Source organism: Acidaminobacter sp., assembly GCF_030247605.1.
Lineage (GTDB): Bacteria > Bacillota > Clostridia > Peptostreptococcales > Acidaminobacteraceae > Acidaminobacter.
On sequence record NZ_JAOTSB010000002.1, the window covers coordinates 73,218 to 90,436 of the forward strand.

Here is a 17,219-nt window from a genome sequence, read left to right on the forward strand (position 1 = left end):
GTCATTTTTTTGAAATGTCAGCTCTCTTATTAGTATAATCTAAATCGAAAAGCTTTCAAAGACTTCATGACGTCGGCGCCTTAAAAGTTCAATTTCATCCTGTTCCAACTGCTTGGTGTTCTCTCTTTGCAGCAAGTCGACCACTTCCTTCTGACAAAGGGCCAATATGTCGAGATGACGGGACAGATCCGCGAGCTTTAGCGGTGGAAGTCCGTGCTGCCGCGTTCCGAAAAATTCCCCCGGTCCACGAAGTTTCAGATCCCAATCCGCGATTTCAAAGCCATCCTGAGTCTCCACCATTTTTTTGATCCGCTGTTTAGCCACTTCTCCAGGTCGATCTGCAACAAGATAGCAATAAGAGGCATGTTCGCCTCTGCCGACCCGTCCTCTGAGCTGGTGCAGCTGGCTTAGGCCAAATCTGTCGCAGTCCATAACGACCATGACGGAAGCATTGGGTACGTTTATACCGACCTCAATGACAGTGGTTGAGACGAGCAGGTCAAGGTGACCATCGGCAAAAGCAGTCATCACTTGGTTTTTTTCTGAAGACTTCATTTTACCATGTACCAGGCCTACACGACGATGCCTGAATGCCCCTGAACGGAGGTCTTCGAAAAGGGACTGGGCGGACTGCAGTCCAGCGCTGCCCTCACTGTCCTCCACAAGGGGACAGACCATATAAGCCTGGCGTCCGGTCTCGATCAGCTGGTCCACTTTCAGGCACAGTCTCTGAAACTGCTTTTTCTGGACGTAGATCGTCTCAATAGGCTTTCTGCCTGCCGGAAGCTCCTGCAGCAAGGAGACATCCACATCTCCGTAAAGCACCAGCGACAAGGTTCGCGGAATCGGGGTCGCGGTCATAATCAAAACATCAGGACTTAAGCCTTTTTCCTCAAGGCGGTTTCGCTGGCGAACGCCAAAGCGATGCTGCTCATCCGTAATCACCAGACCGAGGCGGTCAAACACCACCTCTTCCTCGAGCAGTGCATGGGTGCCAATGATCCAGTCAGTCGCCCCGACGGACATCCCTTCCCGCAGTTTTTTCTTGTGCTTCGACGCGGAGGTTAGAAGCGCCATACGGTCAACAGATTCCGGAAAAAGCCTTTTCATGGCTTCAAAGTGCTGGGCGGCAAGCAGTTCCGTCGGTGCCATCAAAACGCTCTGATAGCCATTCCGGGCGGCAAGCGCCATAGCAGCAAAAGCCACTGCAGTTTTACCGGAGCCAACATCCCCCTGCAGAAGGCGATACATGACTTTGTCTTTTGACATGTCCGTGTAAATATCCATTATTGCACTGTGCTGCGCCTCAGTCAGCCTAAAAGGCAAGACCCGCATATAGTGATCCAGAACATGCTCTGTTCTGAATGCAATGCCCTTGCCACGCTTGGCGTCCACCCTCAGAAGTGCGAGATTCAGCTGGAGCGACCACAGTTCTTCGAAGACTAGCCTGTATTTTGCCGCTTTATATCTCGCTCTGTCCGTTGGAAAATGAAGTTCACGGAGTGACGCTTTCAGCCCCGGCATCCTGTGGCGCCTCAGTACAGATTCCGGCAGCGTTTCCTCGAGTTCAGGCAGCACGGTGTCCAGTGCCTCCCGTATCAGCGCGGCCATATCCCGCTGGGTAATGCCTTCTGTCAGCGGATACAGCGGCATGATCACCAGCTGCTGTTCAAGCTGGTCGCTCTCTCTGAAGATCTCAGGATGAATAAGCGTCACCTGCCTGCCGCTTTTATGGACCTGGCCAAAGGCAGTCAGCGTTTCGCCGGCTGAATATTGCTTCTCGAGATAAGCCGCATTGAAAAACAGTAATTCAAAGGGCGTCATGTCCTCCAGCATTTGAAACCGTGTCATGACCCTGCCGCCATTTGATCTCGTGGTCTGAATGGATTTTACGATACCGCTGAGCGTTGCAGCATCCCCTTCTGCAACCTCGTGTACGCGGCGTCTGTTGGATTTATCCGCATAGCCTCTGGGATAGTGAAAGAGCATATCTTTGAGGCTGTTGATCCCAAGGCGGGCAAGGGCAGTTTTCTTTTTGATGCCAATCCCTTTCACCCTGGTCAAGTCCGAATGGGTATGCATGTCTGCCATGTCACCTCGCCTGAGTTTACTGATTCCTCGAGGAATCACCCAATTTCTTGCAAATAATTACAAGAGACCGGCTTGAACCGGTCTCTTGACGGCATTACTCCACTGAAATGACATAATAGTACAAAGGCTGTCCGCCGTGATGAAGTTCCAGATCCAGGTCCCCGTGCTGTGCGCCAATTTTTTCAATTAGAACTTCCGCGTCCGCTTCAGCGACCTCGGCCCCATAGTAAACCGTCACTATGGACGCGTCCTCATCCAGTAGTTTCTCAAGGGCGTCCAGCGCTACCGCTTCAATATTCTGGCCCACGGAAACGATCTTCCCGTCACCCACACCCAGGATATCATCCTTTTTGATCTCGATGTCGCCATACTGAGTATCCCTGACTGAATAAGTCACTTGAAGGGTCTTGACATTGTCAATGGCTTTCGACATAGCCGATTCATTGTCTTCAGGCGCCTTCTCCGAATCGAATTCAATCAGCGTCGCGATGCCCTGAGGAATCGACTTTGAAGGAATGACCGTCATAGGCAGGCTGGAAACCTCTTTGGCCTGATTGGCCGCCAGGATGATATTGCTGTTGTTCGGAAGAATGATCAAGTGCTCGGCGTGACATTCCTGCGCCGCTTTGAGAAAATCCTCCGTGCTTGGGTTCATGGTCTGACCGCCTTCGACGATCACATCAACGCCAAGATCTCTGAAAATCTTGCTGAAGCCTTCGCCCATAGCGACCGCTATAATCCCGTAGGCTTTCTTATCCTGAGCTTCTTGAGCTTTTGCCGATGGCTGCGTCTCCACAGAACCCTGCGCTGCATTCGCCACTACGCCATCTGCACTGTCTGATCCCGTTCCCAGACCGGCACCATGAGTCAGATTGGAATGCTGCTCCCGCATATTTTCAATTTTAACCGTGATCAACGGTCCATATTTCAATGCTTTTTCAAGAGCCATACCGGGATTGTCCGTGTGAATGTGGACCTTTACCAGCGACTCATCCTGAACAAAGACCATGCTGTCGCCCAACTTCTGAATTTCAGAGCGCAGAACCGGCACATCATCCCGGAGTGTCTCGATAATAAACTCAGTACAATAGCTAAAGGTGATCATTTCCGGTTCCAGCGCAGCGCCGGCCGCCTTCAGCACGTTTTCGCTTCTTTCGACCTGAATTTCCACTTCCTTGCCAAGGATGGCATCCAAAAATCCAAGGAGAATAAAAACCAGGCCTTTGCCGCCGGCATCCACAACGCCTGCCGCTTTTAAGACAGGAAGGTAATCCGGCGTCCGCTCCAGAGTTTCCTCAGAGCGCTTGATCAGATTTTCCAGGAGCTCCTGGACAGGTACTGCCTGTTCCGTATAATCCATACCATGCTCCGCTGTCTTTCGAATCACGGTGAGGATCGTCCCCTCAACAGGTTTCATGACGGCCTTATAGGCAGTATCTGAGGCATCCTTGAGGGCATGGGCAAAGTCAATGGAGTTCAGAGTCTGTTTATCCTGACAGCCCTTTGCAAAGCCCCTGAAAATTTGGGACAGAATGACGCCCGAGTTTCCTCTGGCACCCATCAGAGAGCCCTTCGACATGGCTTTGGCGACGATCTCAACTGAGACCTCACCTTCGTGCTTCGCAATTTCGCTCAGCGCGGCATTCATGGTCAGCGACATATTGGTGCCTGTGTCTCCGTCAGGAACCGGAAAGACGTTCAGAGAATCGACCAGGTTCTTGTTTTTATTCAATGTTGCGGCAGCCTGCTTGAACATCTTGGACAGCAGCACACCGTCAATTTTCATAATATCCAAAGGTCATCCCTCCCAAAATCAGGCTTGAACCCTGACCCCTTCAATATTCAGATTCACTTTCAGGACTTTGAGGCCCGTTTGGTTCTCGACACTGTACTTCACGCGTTCGATTATGTTTTGGGCGACCACGGAAATTTTGGTTCCAAATTGAACGATGACAAACAGATCGATCACGATGCCGTCTTCCTCTGAATGAATCCGAACACCCTTAGAGAGATTTTCTTTTTTCAGCAGATTGGCAATCCCGCCTGTAGTGTTGCGCGATGCCATACCCACCAGGCCGTAGCATTCAATGGCTGCCGCGCCCGCAATCGTGGCAATGACGTCGTTATTAATGAAAACTGCACCATGTGCGTTTTCTACTTTTATGGTCATATTGGTTCCTCCCCTTTAACAATCCATATTGATTTTACTATGATTAGAGTAGTGTGACAACCTTATCTGTGCCATTATACCCTAATTTCCTTCAAGATTAACTTGCAAACACAGAAATGATCTGTTAGAATAAATTTGCTTATGTGTTATTTGTTTTAGGGAGGTGTAACAATGGCAAGAGTATGCGAAGTGTGCGGAAAAGGCAAGGTCAGCGGCAATAATGTCAGCCATGCCAACAACCATACAAGAAGAACTTGGGCGCCGAACCTCAGACGCGTGAAAGCGGTCGTTGACGGTTCACCAAAGAGACTGATGGTCTGTACAAGATGCCTGCGTTCAGGTAATGTTGTTCGCGCTATCTAATTGGATCTGCCTTAAAGTCTGCCCCAATTTGCTGTGGCGGACTTTTTTGCTTTATTAAAAGGCAAGGCCAAAAAGTGAAAAATGAGAAATGAGCCCGACTTCAGAGTATGAAGTTCGGGCTTTTCTTATGCCCTGTCCCTGCACTGCATCAAAAAAACTTTTCCGCTGTGAAGTGTCACAAAACCCTCATTTTCCTTCAGTCGGTTGCTGACACCCAAGGTCCCTGCGCGCCGGAGGATCAGTTTCTCACCGTCATACTCAAATCCGCGCAGTGTCACTTCTGCCGTTTCATCCAAGGACAGCACCGAAACATTGAATCCGTCTTTTCGCGCCACTCTATAGGTCCCAGGAAACAGCCGCTCGACTTCATTGTCAGGATCGAGCGCGCGAATCCGGGGACTTTTTTGTTCCAAACTGCCAAGCAGCATCAAATTGGCATAAGTGTGATCCATTCGGTTCCCAAAGGCCCCATAGAGGTCAATGATAGCTTCCTTTTCACTTGAACAGCTGAGCTCAACAGCTTTTTGAAGTGCCAGCTCAGTATCCGTCCAGTCCTTGACGGACGAAAAAGTCAGAATCTCAGCCTCCGGATAGCGGGTCTCAATGGCCTGATCCCCTCTATAGGAGTCAAAATCTCCAATGATCAGATCCGGAGTGAGCCCTAAGGCTTCAGTGGCTTCCAGTCCCCTGTCCACCGCCAGGAGGAGGTCATAGCGGCTCAGCTGAGCTTTCAGCCAGCTTAAATCCTCAATCAGCCCTCCGGTAACAATCGCGATTTTCATTGGACCGCATCCCGGAATTTCTGAACCTCCGCCTCAAAATCCGGAGCCCCAAACAGCGCGGAACCGGCCACAATAACGTCTGCGCCCGCTTTGACCACCTCGGCCACATTATCAGCCTTGATGCCCCCGTCTACCTCGATCTCCAGATTTAAGCCGCGCTCGACGACCATAGCCCTCAGCTTTGCGATCTTTTCCAGAGCTTGGGGAATAAACGCCTGTCCGCCAAATCCCGGGTTGACAGACATGATCAGCACCAAATCGAGCTCCGGCAGCAGATCCTCCAGAACAGACACCGGCGTTGCAGGGTTCAGCGACACCCCTGCCTTGACCCCCAGGGACTTTATCAGCTGGATCGTCCTGTGAAGGTGAACTGTTGCTTCCTGGTGCACCGTCAGGATATCCGCCCCGGCTTTGGCGAAGGCTTCGATATACCGTTCCGGATGCTCGATCATCAGGTGGACATCCTTGACCAGGTTTGTTCGCCCTTTCAAAGCCTCCAGGACCAGTGGGCCGATGGTCAAATTAGGCACAAAATGGCCATCCATGACATCGACATGAAGATAGTCGCAGCCGCTGCGTTCAATTTTCATTACTTCTTCCTGCAGATTTCCAAAATCCGCGGACAGAATGGACGGTGATAATTTCAAGTTTAGTACCTCCTAGATTGCCTGATTTCATTCATGATATGGGCGTATGAGTTGTATCGGGACTCAGAAAGTTTGCCGGTTCGAACGGCTTCCCGAACCCTGCAGTCCGGTTCTTCAAGGTGAAGGCAGTCATCAAAGCGGCAATTGCCCGGCAAATGTTCAAAATCCGGAAAGCAGGATGAGAGAATATCATCTTCCAGATCCCTGAGCTCAAGAGAAGTAAAGCCAGGTGTGTCAACGACAAAACCCCCGGTTTCCAGTTCCAGAAGCTCACTATGACGCGTGGTGTGCTTTCCTCTCTGGATCTTTTCGCTGACAGCACCGGTCTTGAGTGCAAGTCCCGGCTCAATGGCGTTCAGCAGCGAAGATTTGCCCACACCGGATGGCCCGGCGAACACTGAGACTTTGTCGCTGAGCATTGCCCTCAGCTCGTCAATATGATACCCGGTGAGCGAGCAGGTGGTCAGTATTTTGAAGCCGGTGGGCCCGTAGATCTCCTCCAGATTCATAGTCAGTTGGGACGCTTCGTCATCCAGATCCACTTTGTTGAAGACGAGAACCACATCGAGCCCTTCCTTGACAGCCAAAACTGTCATCTTGTCCAGCAGAACCATGTTTGGGTCCGGAAAACGAACCGCGAACACTATGACCGCCTGATCGACGTTTGACACCGGCGGCCGCAGAAGTTCGGAAGTTCTAGGCAGGATGTCCTCAATAGACCCATTCTGTTTGGAGAAGAGGACGCGGTCCCCCACCATAGGGACCAGTCCCATTTTTTTAAACTTTCCACGTGCCTTGCATTCGAGAATTCCAGTGTGATCCTGAACGTAGTAAAATCCGGCGATCCCTTTGACAATCCGACCTTCAGACAGTTTTTCCCCCATTAATTGAATACCTCTTCATTGGAGCTGACCAGAACATCGTCAAAATATATGTTGATGCCAACAGTACCTGTACCGCTGATGGTCACGGAAACCCGCTCTTCTGACTTGCTGTGCGTCTTCTGGTAAACTATTTCAGATGCGCCGTCTTTGACCAATACCACTTTGACCTCAAATTCATCTTTTTCGTAATCCAAAGGAATGGTCAGCGTTTTCTCGACAGGCTGCGGTGTTGAATTTGGATCTTTGCCTTTGCTGACTACGAGGTTGACCCGGTCGGTCGGCTGTACTTCACGTCCGCCTTCAATACTCTGGGACATAACCAGATTCGCGGCAAAAGTATCACTGAAGTCATAGGAGACGTCTCCTACCGTGATGCCGTATTGTTCCAGGGTCATCCTTGCGCTTTCCAGGGCACTGCCAACTATGGTAGGCATGATGCTCTTTCCAGGCACTTTGCCTTTGCTGACAAACAAATCGATTGACGTATTTTTTGGCTCTTTGAGGCCTGCAAATGGTGATTGACTGATGACGGTGCCTTCAGGCGCCTCATTCTCAATTTCCTCTACATCCCCTACCTTGAATCCGGCATTGACTATCAGGATTTCGACTTCTGCAAGGGGCTTTTGAACCAGATTAGGCACCTCATAAAGTTCAGTGCCGAGGCTTAGAGTAAGTGAAATAGTATAACCCGGCTTCAGAAGCGTCCCTTCTTCGTGGGACTGTGAAATGACTTCATTAGGGGCATAAGATCCGGAGTAAATTTTGTCTCCGACTTCACCTTTAAAGCCATGATCCTCCAGGAGCTGCAGCGCAACTTCCAGATCCAGTCCGGTCACATTTGGAACTGCAGTTGGCTGGCTCTCCTCAAGCAAATTTTTCATGATGAAGCCTGCGCCTATGAAGATGACGGCAGCGATTAAGGCAAGTGCTATGGTTATGAACAGCCTTTTTTTGTCTGCCTTCTCCGCGCCTGGCTGAACCGCCTCCACCTCTTCAGTGGCTCTGCGCTGAGCAAACCGCGTTGGATTCGTATTTTCAAGTGAACGGGTTTCATCAAACAGCAGATCCTCATCAATTTTGGGGATCATCATAGTTTTGGCATCTTCGTCAGCGCCTTCAATCATGACAATATGATCCGGTCTGAGGAGAACTTCATCCAAGTCGTTCAACATTTCCGTCACATTGGCATATCTGAATTCCGGATTTTTCTGAATGGCTTTTAGAATCACGCCTTCAAGACCAACACTGAGTCCCGGATTAAAGTCCGAAGGTGGCCGAACTTCTTCTTTCAGGTGTTTCAGCGCCACTGCAACAGCGGATTCGCCCTCAAACGGAAGTCTTTTGGCCGCCATTTCATACATCAGGATGCCAAGAGAATAGATGTCGGATTTCTCATCCACAAAGCCACCCCTGGACTGCTCCGGTGAAGCGTAATGCACTGACCCCATCATGTCTGTTGTGTTGATGATGGTCGATGAGGTGATGGCTCTGGCTATGCCAAAATCCGCGACTTTGACTGTCCTGTCCGTCCCGATCAGGATATTGTGAGGCTTGATGTCGCGGTGGACTATGTGGTTCGCATGGGCGTTTTCAAGGGCTCTTGCTATCTGCTTCCCAACGCGGATAATTTCTCTGTTTTCAAAGAAGCCTTCGTATTCCTTGATGTACCGTTTCAAAGTAACGCCTTTTACATATTCCATGACAATATAGCGAAGGTCGTCTTCATGGCCGACATCGTAGACACTAACTATGGACGGATGGCTTAAACTGGCAGCTGCTTTGCTTTCTTTGTCAAATTTCCGGATAAATTCCTCATCTGAGACGAATTCAGGCCGCAGAATTTTAATAGCGACATCACGATCAAGCAAGGTATCTTTAGCGCGATATACGAGTGCCATGCCGCCGTCGCCAATTTTATCCAGAATCTCATACCTATTCTTCAAAATACGTCCGATGATACGATCCACTAGCGATCACCTCCCAGTTTTTCAATCCTGATGGCTGCGGCGGTTATATTGTCAGCGCCGCCGCGTTCGAGTGCAAGCTCAGTCATAAGGTTTACAGATGCCTCCAGTGTTGCCTCCTTGGTGAGTAAATCTCCAATTTCATAATCTTTTAGATAATGAGTCAATCCATCTGAACATAGTAAAAGAATGTCACCCTCGTAAACTTCAATCTCATGGAGGTCCGGAGACACGCTGTCATCCGCACCCACCGCTTTCATGAGCACATTCTTTTGTGGATGGCTGAGGGCAGACTCGCGGTCAATGGAGCCATTTTTAATGAGCTCCTCCACTAAGGTATGGTCCCTCGTCACTTGACGAATCTTTCCCTCATGGATCAAATAAGCGCGGGAATCGCCTATGTGTGCGACATAGGCCAGGTCCTCCACGATCCATACCGCAGTCAGAGTTGTACCCATCCCTTTACAGTCCTCAGTTTCATGGGCCTTGTCCCAGATGCGCTGGTTGGCCTCAGAAAAAACTTTTCGGAACACTTCAGCCGGCATAATTGCATTTTGTTCTTTTATGGCTATAAGGGACGCTATGGCCTCTATTGCAATACCGCTTGCGATCTCTCCCGCTTTGTGACCGCCCATACCATCCGCAACAGCAATCAGGTTATGCTGTTCGTTGAGATAATAGGCATCTTCATTGTTCGTTCTTATATTTCCAATATGGGTTATTCCTGCTGCTTTCACTTGAACCACCTCTTTATATTAGACTCTAACCATTTTAGCGATAAAGAAACCATCTGTTTGATGGACGCTCGGGTAGAGTCTGATTAATCCATCTTCATCTGACCACGGTGTATCTGCCAGCTTATAATGCGGGTTGGATGCCAGGAAGGCTGTAACGACCCCTTCATTTTCATCCGGATCTACCGAACACGTGCTGTAAACCAGTATACCGCCCTGTTTAACATAACGCGAACCATTCTCAAGCAGCTTTGTCTGCAGTTTCACGAGTGCCGCCAGATCCTCAGGCTGCCGTCTGAAACGAATTTCCGGCTTTCTGCGAATAATGCCCAGACCTGAACATGGCGCGTCCAGTAATACACGATCAAAGGCCTCCACCGCGTCGGCATCCAGAATTAATCCGTCGGCCACTTCGGGACGAATTATGGAAATCCCCAGCCGGCTTGCGTTTTCTCTGATTTTTTCAAGCTTTTTATCTGAAACATCCCGGGCAATAATGGTGCCCAGATTGTTCATTTTCTCTGCCATATGTGTTGTTTTGCTTCCGGGGGCGGCGCACATATCCAAGATGCGTTCTCCAGGCTGAGGGTCCAACACTTCTGTGACCATCATGGAAGCTATGTCCTGAACATAAAGTTCCCCTTCAATAAAAACAGGCCATTCCTGAATAACCAGGTCCTGACCAGAATGCACTATCAGCGCATAATCCAGGAAACGGCTGATCTCTGAAGCTATGCCGTCCCTTTCAAGCTTTGTTCTGACATTATCAGGTGTTGACTTTAGCAGGTTTACGCGGGCAGTCAGAGGCGGTGTAAGATTGTTGGCCAGCATCAGCGCTTCGCTGAACTGCGTCCCGAATTTGGAGATCCAGCGCTTTACAAGCCACTCAGGGTGAGAGGTTGTGATGGATAAATAGTTTATTTCATCTTCAGCCCGTTCAGGCAGTCTAAGAGATTCCCTGGATCGCTGAAAGTTTCTGAGGACACCGTTGACAAAGCCGCTGAGGTGCTGACCCTTTTTTTTGGACATTTTGACAGCCTCGTTGACAACCGCAGACTCCGGGATTCGGTCCATAAATATAAGCTGATAGAGAGACACCCTCAAGATCATATGAATGGTTGGGTCGAGTTTTGAGAGCTTTGTCTTCGAGACTTGCTGAAGCCTATAATCCAAAAACAGTTTCTGTTCCAAAACACCATAAATCAACCTGACTGCAAGGCGTCGGTCTTCAGGTGACAAAACGCGCTGCTTTGACAGATTATACACCGCGTCGCTGGACAACAAGGCTTTATGCTCAATATCCATGAGCAGTTCTACGGCAGCTTGCCGGCTTGTGAGTTTTTGACTGGCACTCGGATATTTTGTTTTTTGGGGGGATGGCATGATGATCTACTCCGTTTCGAGGCTCCAAATTGTCGCGGCAGGCTGAACTGACGTAAAGCCTGCTCTGCGGCAATCCGAAAACTAAATTTCCTTTTAAATCAATATTGAAATCAGTCCCTGGACATGCGATCCCGTATCAGAAGCAGACGCACAAGTTCCATGACAGATACCGCAGCGCTGGCGACATAGGTTCTGGCCGCTGCGCCAAGAACTTTTTTGGAATTGGATATTTCTTCATCCAGGATATAATGGCCATCCACCAACTCAGCAATTGCTCTTGAACTGGCATTAAACTCAATAGGCAGTGTGACAATGTGAAAAAGGACGGCGAAAAGGTAAAACAGAATACCAAGATCCACCAGTGGCACGATTCTGAAGAAAAACCCAGCCATAATCAAAATGGGAAGAACACCACTGCCAAGATTTGCTACCGGCAAAAAGGCATTTCTGATCCGAATAGGTTTGTATCCCGTGGCGTACTGGATGGCGTGACCCACTTCGTGTGCCGCAACGCTGATTGCCGCAATGCTGTCACTGCCGTAGACCGTTTGAGACAGACGGATCCTGTTGTTTCTAGGATCGTAATGATCCGTCAGCGAGCCCGCAACTGGCTCTACAATGACGTCCTGCAGACCATTCCGATCCAGTATGGCTCTTGCGACCTCGACACCCTTCATGCGCCGGTAAGATCCAACGCGTGCAAATTTAGTAAAGGTGGTTTTAACCTGGACTTGTGCAATCATAGCAAAAATATAAACGGGAATCAGGAGCAAAAATCCAAGTGAACCGGCGGTTCCCATATAACCACTCATTTTGACAACCTCCTAAAGGATTGAAAAGTATTCTAAAGTAGTCCAACTAATTTAAAAGCAATATATGCGGTACTTCAGGGAGATGCGTCTGTTCAGGCACCTTAATTGCCCAAGTTCTGCCTTAGCCATTCAAACAGTCACCTATGCCCAGACGGTGTCCGAGCAAATAGTCTGACACCTTCATTCTCCTTGAACCAGGCGCTTGGATTTCATAGAATCTGACAGCATCTTGTCCTGCCTTCACAGTAAAGCAGTCCTTGCCAACGTCGAGTATAGTGCCGGGTTTGGCCACAGTTGAGTTATCATCCCGGCTGAGCCTGACCACGACAGGCTTAAATAATTTCAGGCGGATCTCGCCATAGGAAGTCACGGCCGCCGGCCAAGGATCAAAGCCCCGGACCTGAGCGCTAATTTCATCCGCAGTCCTCTCCCAGTCGATTTCAGCCATTTTCTTGTCGATCTTAGGTGCATAGGTTGCAATTTCATGAATTTGCGGTTCCGGACTCAAACCGTTGTCCCGTATGGCTTCCAGTGTTTTGGTAAGAACATCTGCACCTATGGACATCAATTGATCGTGAAGTTCTCCCCCGGTCACTGATGCAGTCAGTTCCACAGCTTCCTTAAGCAGCATATCGCCTTCATCCAATCCGGCACTCATTTTCATAGTCGTGACACCGGTCTCTGTCTCACCGCTGACAATAGACCACTGAATGGGAGAAGCACCTCTGAGTCTGGGCAGCAGCGAAGCATGAACATTGATGCAGCCATGAACGGGCAATTCCAGAATTTCCTGAGAAAGAATTTGTCCATAGGCAACGACGACGATCAAGTCAGGCTGCAGTATTTTTAGAGATTCCATGGCTTCACTGCTTTTAATTCTTTCAGGCTGATAGACAGGAATGCCGGAACGCTCCGCAGCCACTTTGATGGGTGGCGGCGTCAGCTTGTTCCCTCTGCCGCTTGGTCTGTCCGGCTGTGTAAACACTGCGGAGACTTCAGCGCCTTCAAAGCTGATACATGCCTCAAGACAGGGCACTGCAAACTCGGGCGTACCCATAAACACAATTTTCATGCTGATCGTTACGCCTCCTCAATGAGTTTGTCAATGAACAAAACACCGTCCAGGTGGTCTATCTCATGACAAAGTGCCCTGGCTAAAAGTTCTTCACCTTCAACGACATAGGTCTGGCCATTTTCATTGAGAGCCTCCACCCAGACTTTTGCTGGTCTGCGCACAGATCCGGCACGCTCAGGCACACTCAGACAGCCCTCCACTTCGAACTGCTCGCCTTCCTCCCGGATGATCTTAGGATTGATCAGTACTTTGACACCTGTTTCATCATAAACATCTATGACAGCGATCCTCTTTAGGATCCCCACCTGCGGCGCCGCCAAACCTACGCCTTCCGCATGATACATGGTATCGATCATATCTTCAACCAGATCCTTGATTTTTTGATCTATAACCGCAACTTCCTTTGACCGTTTTCTAAGGACCTCATCACCTTCAGTCCGAATATTTCTGATAGCCATTCTAATATAATCCTCCTTACTTTTGCGCCAATACAGTCTTAAATTGACTGCTTCCCAATAGTTACAAGACGCTGATCGCTTTGATGTCCACAGTGGTTCTCACATCCTGGCGGTCCACCGGAAGACTTCGAAGAATTTTTTCCAGCAATTTAAGCATCTCTTCCCTATATTTTATTATAATTTGCCATCGATATCTATTTTTAATTTTGCCGTAGACTGCAGGATGGGGACCGAGTATTTCCAGGTCACCTTTTTTTAATAGTTCTGATGGTATTTTTGATATGAACCAGTCATTTAAAGACATTGCACTTTTTTCGACGGCCTCCGGCTTAAAGCCGGAAAGGATGATATTGGCCATTTGTAAATAGGGCGGATACCCAAAGGCTTTTCGCAGGCCCATCTCCTCTTCATAGAAGCCAATATAATCATGCTCTGCTGCCCTGACAATGGCAAAGTGTTCAGGAACATAGGTTTGAACCACAACTCTGCCCTGGGTTTCTGCCCTGCCTGATCTGCCGCTGACCTGTGTCATTAGCTGAAAAGTTCTTTCAGATGCCTGAAAATCCGGAAGATTAAGGGTCACATCTGCCAGAATGACACCCACAAGTCCCACATTCGCAAAATCCAGCCCCTTTGAAATCAACTGTGTACCAATCAAGACCCTGGTTTTTCCGGATTCAAAATCCGTCAGGATTTCTTCAAGAGCGCCCTTTTTTGACAGGGATTCACTGTCCATTCTGGCAGTCGCAACGTTGGGAAAGGTTTCTGCAAATGCCTCTTCAACCTTTTCTGTACCGCTCCCATAAAATTTAAAATAACGGCTGCCACACTCCGGACACACAGTCGGAATTGACGATCGATAATGGCAGTAACTGCACCGGGCGTGATTCTGCCCTTTGTGAAAGATCAGGCTGACATCACAATTCGGACATTTCAAGGCATAGCCGCAGCTTCGACAAGAAATGAAAGTATGATAGCCTTTCCGGTTCAGGAGCAGCATGATTTGCTGGCCTCGCTCGAGGGTTTCTGTTATGGCAGTCTCGAGCTGTCTGCTGAACATGGAACGGTTGCCTGACATCAGCTCAAGACGCATGTCGACAATCTCCACCTTAGGCAGCGGCACCTGACTAAAACGCTTATGCATTTCCACCAGCTGATGCTGGCCGCATCTCGCCTCATGGTACTGCTCGATGCCCGGCGTGGCAGAGCCCAGGATCAGCGGCGCACCGTGAAGTCCGCTGAGGGTCTTCGCCACCTCCACTGCGTGGTATTTAGGCGCCTGATCAGACTTATAGGAGCTGTCATGGGCCTCATCCACCACAATGAGGCCGATGGTCTTGCAAGGGGCAAACAGCGCCGACCTGGGCCCTATGACAATATCATAGTCACCTCTGCCTATGGCGCGCCATTGGTCAAATCGCTGAGATGCATTCATTCGGCTGTGTAAAATGGCGATGCGATCACCAAACCGCCTTCTGAAACGGTCTACCAGCTGCGGTGTGAGCGAAATTTCAGGCACCAAAATTATGACCTGGCGGCCCTGAGAAATGGATAAATCCGCAAGTTCCATATAAACCTCGGTCTTTCCGCTGCCAGTGACACCATGAAGCAGAAATGAGCTGGGTTCATTATTCATCACACTGCTGCTGATCACATCATATGCCGCTTTCTGCTCATTGGAAAAAGCAACGAAAGCATTTCTTTTCCCTGAATCATAATAAGCCGGAAAAGAAAAGGCTTCCTCAGTTTCGGACTGAATCCGTCCTTCTTCCTCAAGCTTTTTAAGTCCTGCCGCAGTGGCTTTAACTTCTTTTTTGAGCCGGGATTCTTCTACCCGACCATAATCTCTGAGCATTTCGAGGACAGCGCGCTTTACTGTCTGGTTTTTTGGAATTTGCTCCAGCCAGGCGCTGACTTCTCCAGGCTTGGTGAGACTGAAAAACCGGTTATAGCGTTCTCTTACTGCGGTAGTCAAATGCTCTTCCCGCTGAATCACGTTTTTTTTAAAACACCGCTTCATCAAAGCTGCCTGAGTGTCGCTCAACTCGCTCTGCATCAGCGGCTTGGCGCTGAGCGCATCCACGAATTGCCGCTCTGCATCACTGAGATTTTTCAGATCCTGCGGATCAGCGTTTTGTTCTGCAGTGAGTTTATAGTCCCGTTTGATCACAGTCCCGCTTGGGAGCAGCAAAGAGGCCGCCTGAGCGTAATTGGTCAAATAATGCTCACGGATCCAGAGTGCCAGTTTTACGCGGGGTTCATCCAGCGCAGCCGTCATGTCACAGACGCTTTGTACAGCTTTCAATTTATCCAGTTGATCTTTATCCTCTGGCGTTCGTTTTTGAACAACAACGGCTTCATGAGTCGCATCACCGGCGCCAAAGGGAACTACGACTTTGCTTCCTATGACCACCTCGCAGGCAAGAGCCTGAGGAATCCTGTAGGTAAACAGCTGATCCAGAGAACGCGTCATTTTCAGCACAATCACATCTGCCAGCAATTCGGGCTGCTTCTGGTTCAATTGTTGCTCACGCACTTGAAACACCTCCACAGCATCATAAAGAAACAGGAGTAGATGCCTCTACCCCCGGATGGTCTATTGGGTTGCCTTGCTTTAACTCGTCCCGACTGGATCTGCCTCAGACAATAGATCAGCCGCCTTTTTCAAGATGGCCTTTGCCACTTCGGATTTCTCCATTTGATCAAATGCAGTCTGGACGCCGTCAGATGTGATAAACGTCACGACGTTGGTGTCGCTTCCGAATCCCGCGCCTGCAACTGTCACATCATTCGCCACGATCATGTCCAGGTTCTTTTTTCGAAGCTTTGCAGCGGCGTGTTCTATGACATGCTCAGTTTCTGCCGCAAAACCAATGAGGACTTGGTGGGTCTTAACTTTTCCCACCTCAAAAAGGATGTCGGGATTTCGCGTCAGTTCCAGCGTTAAATCTCCCTCAACCTTCTTAATTTTCTGGGTTTGAGTGGTCTTTGGCCGGTAATCCGCAACTGCGGCTGTCATGATGATAATGTCATAGTTAAGGTCGCACATGACTGCCTCAAACATGTCCCGGGCAGATTCGACCTTCACACGCTGAACGCCTTCAGGCGCTGACAACTCGACCGGTCCGGAAACCAGTTTCGTTTCCGCGCCCATGGCCGCTGCAGCTTCCGCAATGGCATAACCCATTTTCCCGGTGGAGTGATTTGTCAGATAGCGCACCGGATCCAAAGCCTCACGGGTTGGACCTGCTGTGATCAGTACACGTTTGCCTTCCAGCAGCCGCGGCAGGTCACTTTCAGATTCAATAGCGAGCAGTTTGACAATTTCGTCCACAATCTGCTGCGGCTCAGCCATCTTTCCAATGCCTTCATCCCCGCAAGCCAACCTTCCGCTGCCGGGCGCAACAAAGCCAACGCCCAAATCTTGAAGCGTTTTCATGTTTCGCTGTGTCAGCGGACTCAGATACATTTGTGTGTTCATAGCAGGCGCAACGAGAATGGGCGCCTGAGTCGCCAGAATCGTCGTCGTCAAAAAATCATCTGCAATTCCGGCGGCCATTTTCGCGAGAACGTTCGCAGATGCTGGGGCGATCACATAGAGGTCTGCGAGCTTCGCGAGGGCAATATGCTCGACATCCCAGGTCCTGGGGGCTTCGAACATGTCCTCGACCACATAATTCTGGGACAGAGACTGAAAGGTGAGGGGCGATACAAAAGCCTTAGCATGCGCCGTCATCACCACATAAACATTGGCGTCCAGCTTCTTCAATCTGCTGACCAGATCCGCTGACTTATAGGCAGCAATCCCGCCTGTGACGCCCAAGACAATGTTCTTGCCCGTCAACACGCCACTCAT

The 17,219-nt window shown here is 49.6% G+C and carries 15 protein-coding genes; 1 reads left to right on the forward strand and 14 read right to left on the reverse strand.

Going from position 1 to position 17,219, the window contains the following annotated elements:
- Positions 1-39: 39 nt before the first annotated feature.
- The 3 genes from recG to OEL90_RS00370 form a co-directional block, all read right to left on the reverse strand.
- Positions 40-2,091 (reverse strand): ATP-dependent DNA helicase RecG, encoded by a 2,052-nt coding sequence (gene recG, locus OEL90_RS00360; protein WP_300686540.1) that lies wholly within the window; start codon positions 2,089-2,091, stop codon positions 40-42.
- 94 nt (positions 2,092-2,185) lie between these two features.
- On the reverse strand, positions 2,186-3,877 hold the full coding sequence (locus OEL90_RS00365) for a DAK2 domain-containing protein (protein WP_291403035.1): 1,692 nt from the start codon (positions 3,875-3,877) through the stop codon (positions 2,186-2,188).
- 27 nt (positions 3,878-3,904) lie between these two features.
- Complete coding sequence (locus OEL90_RS00370; RefSeq protein WP_291403009.1) at positions 3,905-4,261, reverse strand: Asp23/Gls24 family envelope stress response protein; 357 nt, start codon at positions 4,259-4,261, stop codon at positions 3,905-3,907.
- A 171-nt stretch (positions 4,262-4,432) separates the two neighbouring features.
- On the opposite strand from OEL90_RS00370, the gene rpmB reads away from it, so the two are divergent.
- Entirely contained in the window at positions 4,433-4,624 is a 192-nt protein-coding gene (gene rpmB / locus OEL90_RS00375) for a 50S ribosomal protein L28 (protein WP_291403007.1), read from the forward strand.
- Positions 4,625-4,749: 125 nt separating this feature from the next.
- Here the strand turns inward: rpmB and OEL90_RS00380 are convergent, their stop codons facing one another.
- The 11 genes from OEL90_RS00380 to coaBC all read right to left on the reverse strand — a co-directional run bounded on the left by OEL90_RS00380 (position 4,750) and on the right by coaBC (position 17,210).
- A complete protein-coding gene (locus OEL90_RS00380) occupies positions 4,750-5,406 on the reverse strand; it encodes a thiamine diphosphokinase (protein WP_291403004.1) in 657 nt (218 codons plus the stop codon).
- Positions 5,403-6,053: a ribulose-phosphate 3-epimerase gene (gene rpe / locus OEL90_RS00385; protein ID WP_300686588.1), complete on the reverse strand. Its 651-nt coding sequence runs from the start codon at positions 6,051-6,053 to the stop codon at positions 5,403-5,405. Before rpe ends, OEL90_RS00380 begins: the two co-directional genes overlap by 4 nt.
- 2 nt (positions 6,054-6,055) lie before the next feature.
- Positions 6,056-6,937 carry a ribosome small subunit-dependent GTPase A gene (gene rsgA / locus OEL90_RS00390; protein ID WP_291403000.1) on the reverse strand — a complete coding sequence of 294 codons (882 nt, stop codon included), beginning with the start codon at positions 6,935-6,937 and terminating at the stop codon, positions 6,056-6,058.
- Positions 6,937-8,904 carry a Stk1 family PASTA domain-containing Ser/Thr kinase gene (gene pknB / locus OEL90_RS00395; protein ID WP_300686595.1) on the reverse strand — a complete coding sequence of 656 codons (1,968 nt, stop codon included), beginning with the start codon at positions 8,902-8,904 and terminating at the stop codon, positions 6,937-6,939. The genes rsgA and pknB overlap by 1 nt, the downstream gene beginning before the upstream one ends.
- The gene (locus OEL90_RS00400; protein ID WP_291402996.1) at positions 8,904-9,638 is read right to left on the reverse strand and encodes a Stp1/IreP family PP2C-type Ser/Thr phosphatase; all 735 of its coding nucleotides are present in this window, start codon (positions 9,636-9,638) and stop codon (positions 8,904-8,906) included. Before OEL90_RS00400 ends, pknB begins: the two co-directional genes overlap by 1 nt.
- Positions 9,639-9,656: 18 nt before the next feature.
- Positions 9,657-11,018 (reverse strand): 16S rRNA (cytosine(967)-C(5))-methyltransferase RsmB, encoded by a 1,362-nt coding sequence (rsmB, locus tag OEL90_RS00405; protein ID WP_291402993.1) that lies wholly within the window; start codon positions 11,016-11,018, stop codon positions 9,657-9,659.
- Positions 11,019-11,128: 110 nt separating this feature from the next.
- Entirely contained in the window at positions 11,129-11,830 is a 702-nt protein-coding gene (locus tag OEL90_RS00410) for a zinc metallopeptidase (RefSeq protein WP_291402991.1), read from the reverse strand.
- 121 nt (positions 11,831-11,951) lie between these two features.
- On the reverse strand, positions 11,952-12,902 hold the full coding sequence (gene fmt, locus OEL90_RS00415; protein ID WP_291402990.1) for a methionyl-tRNA formyltransferase: 951 nt from the start codon (positions 12,900-12,902) through the stop codon (positions 11,952-11,954).
- An 8-nt stretch (positions 12,903-12,910) separates the two neighbouring features.
- Positions 12,911-13,363 carry a peptide deformylase gene (gene def, locus OEL90_RS00420; RefSeq protein ID WP_291402988.1) on the reverse strand — a complete coding sequence of 151 codons (453 nt, stop codon included), beginning with the start codon at positions 13,361-13,363 and terminating at the stop codon, positions 12,911-12,913.
- 61 nt (positions 13,364-13,424) lie between these two features.
- On the reverse strand, positions 13,425-15,899 hold the full coding sequence (gene priA / locus OEL90_RS00425; RefSeq protein ID WP_300686600.1) for a primosomal protein N': 2,475 nt from the start codon (positions 15,897-15,899) through the stop codon (positions 13,425-13,427).
- A 78-nt stretch (positions 15,900-15,977) separates the two neighbouring features.
- On the reverse strand, positions 15,978-17,210 hold the full coding sequence (coaBC, locus tag OEL90_RS00430; RefSeq protein ID WP_291403033.1) for a bifunctional phosphopantothenoylcysteine decarboxylase/phosphopantothenate--cysteine ligase CoaBC: 1,233 nt from the start codon (positions 17,208-17,210) through the stop codon (positions 15,978-15,980).
- Between the last annotated feature and the right edge of the window lie 9 nt (positions 17,211-17,219).

Excerpts from the sequence above, each read along its gene's own strand:
- recG (WP_300686540.1), bottom strand. The coding sequence starts at position 2,091 with ATGGCAGACATGCATACCCATTCGGACTTGACCAGGGTGAAAGGGATT.
- OEL90_RS00365 (WP_291403035.1), bottom strand. The coding sequence starts at position 3,877 with ATGAAAATTGACGGTGTGCTGCTGTCCAAGATGTTCAAGCAGGCTGCC.
- OEL90_RS00370 (WP_291403009.1), bottom strand. The coding sequence starts at position 4,261 with ATGACCATAAAAGTAGAAAACGCACATGGTGCAGTTTTCATTAATAAC.
- rpmB (WP_291403007.1), top strand. The coding sequence starts at position 4,433 with ATGGCAAGAGTATGCGAAGTGTGCGGAAAAGGCAAGGTCAGCGGCAAT.
- OEL90_RS00380 (WP_291403004.1), bottom strand. The coding sequence starts at position 5,406 with ATGAAAATCGCGATTGTTACCGGAGGGCTGATTGAGGATTTAAGCTGG.
- rsgA (WP_291403000.1), bottom strand. The coding sequence starts at position 6,937 with ATGGGGGAAAAACTGTCTGAAGGTCGGATTGTCAAAGGGATCGCCGGA.
- rsmB (WP_291402993.1), bottom strand. The coding sequence starts at position 11,018 with ATGCCATCCCCCCAAAAAACAAAATATCCGAGTGCCAGTCAAAAACTC.
- OEL90_RS00410 (WP_291402991.1), bottom strand. The coding sequence starts at position 11,830 with ATGAGTGGTTATATGGGAACCGCCGGTTCACTTGGATTTTTGCTCCTG.
- fmt (WP_291402990.1), bottom strand. The coding sequence starts at position 12,902 with ATGAAAATTGTGTTTATGGGTACGCCCGAGTTTGCAGTGCCCTGTCTT.
- def (WP_291402988.1), bottom strand. The coding sequence starts at position 13,363 with ATGGCTATCAGAAATATTCGGACTGAAGGTGATGAGGTCCTTAGAAAA.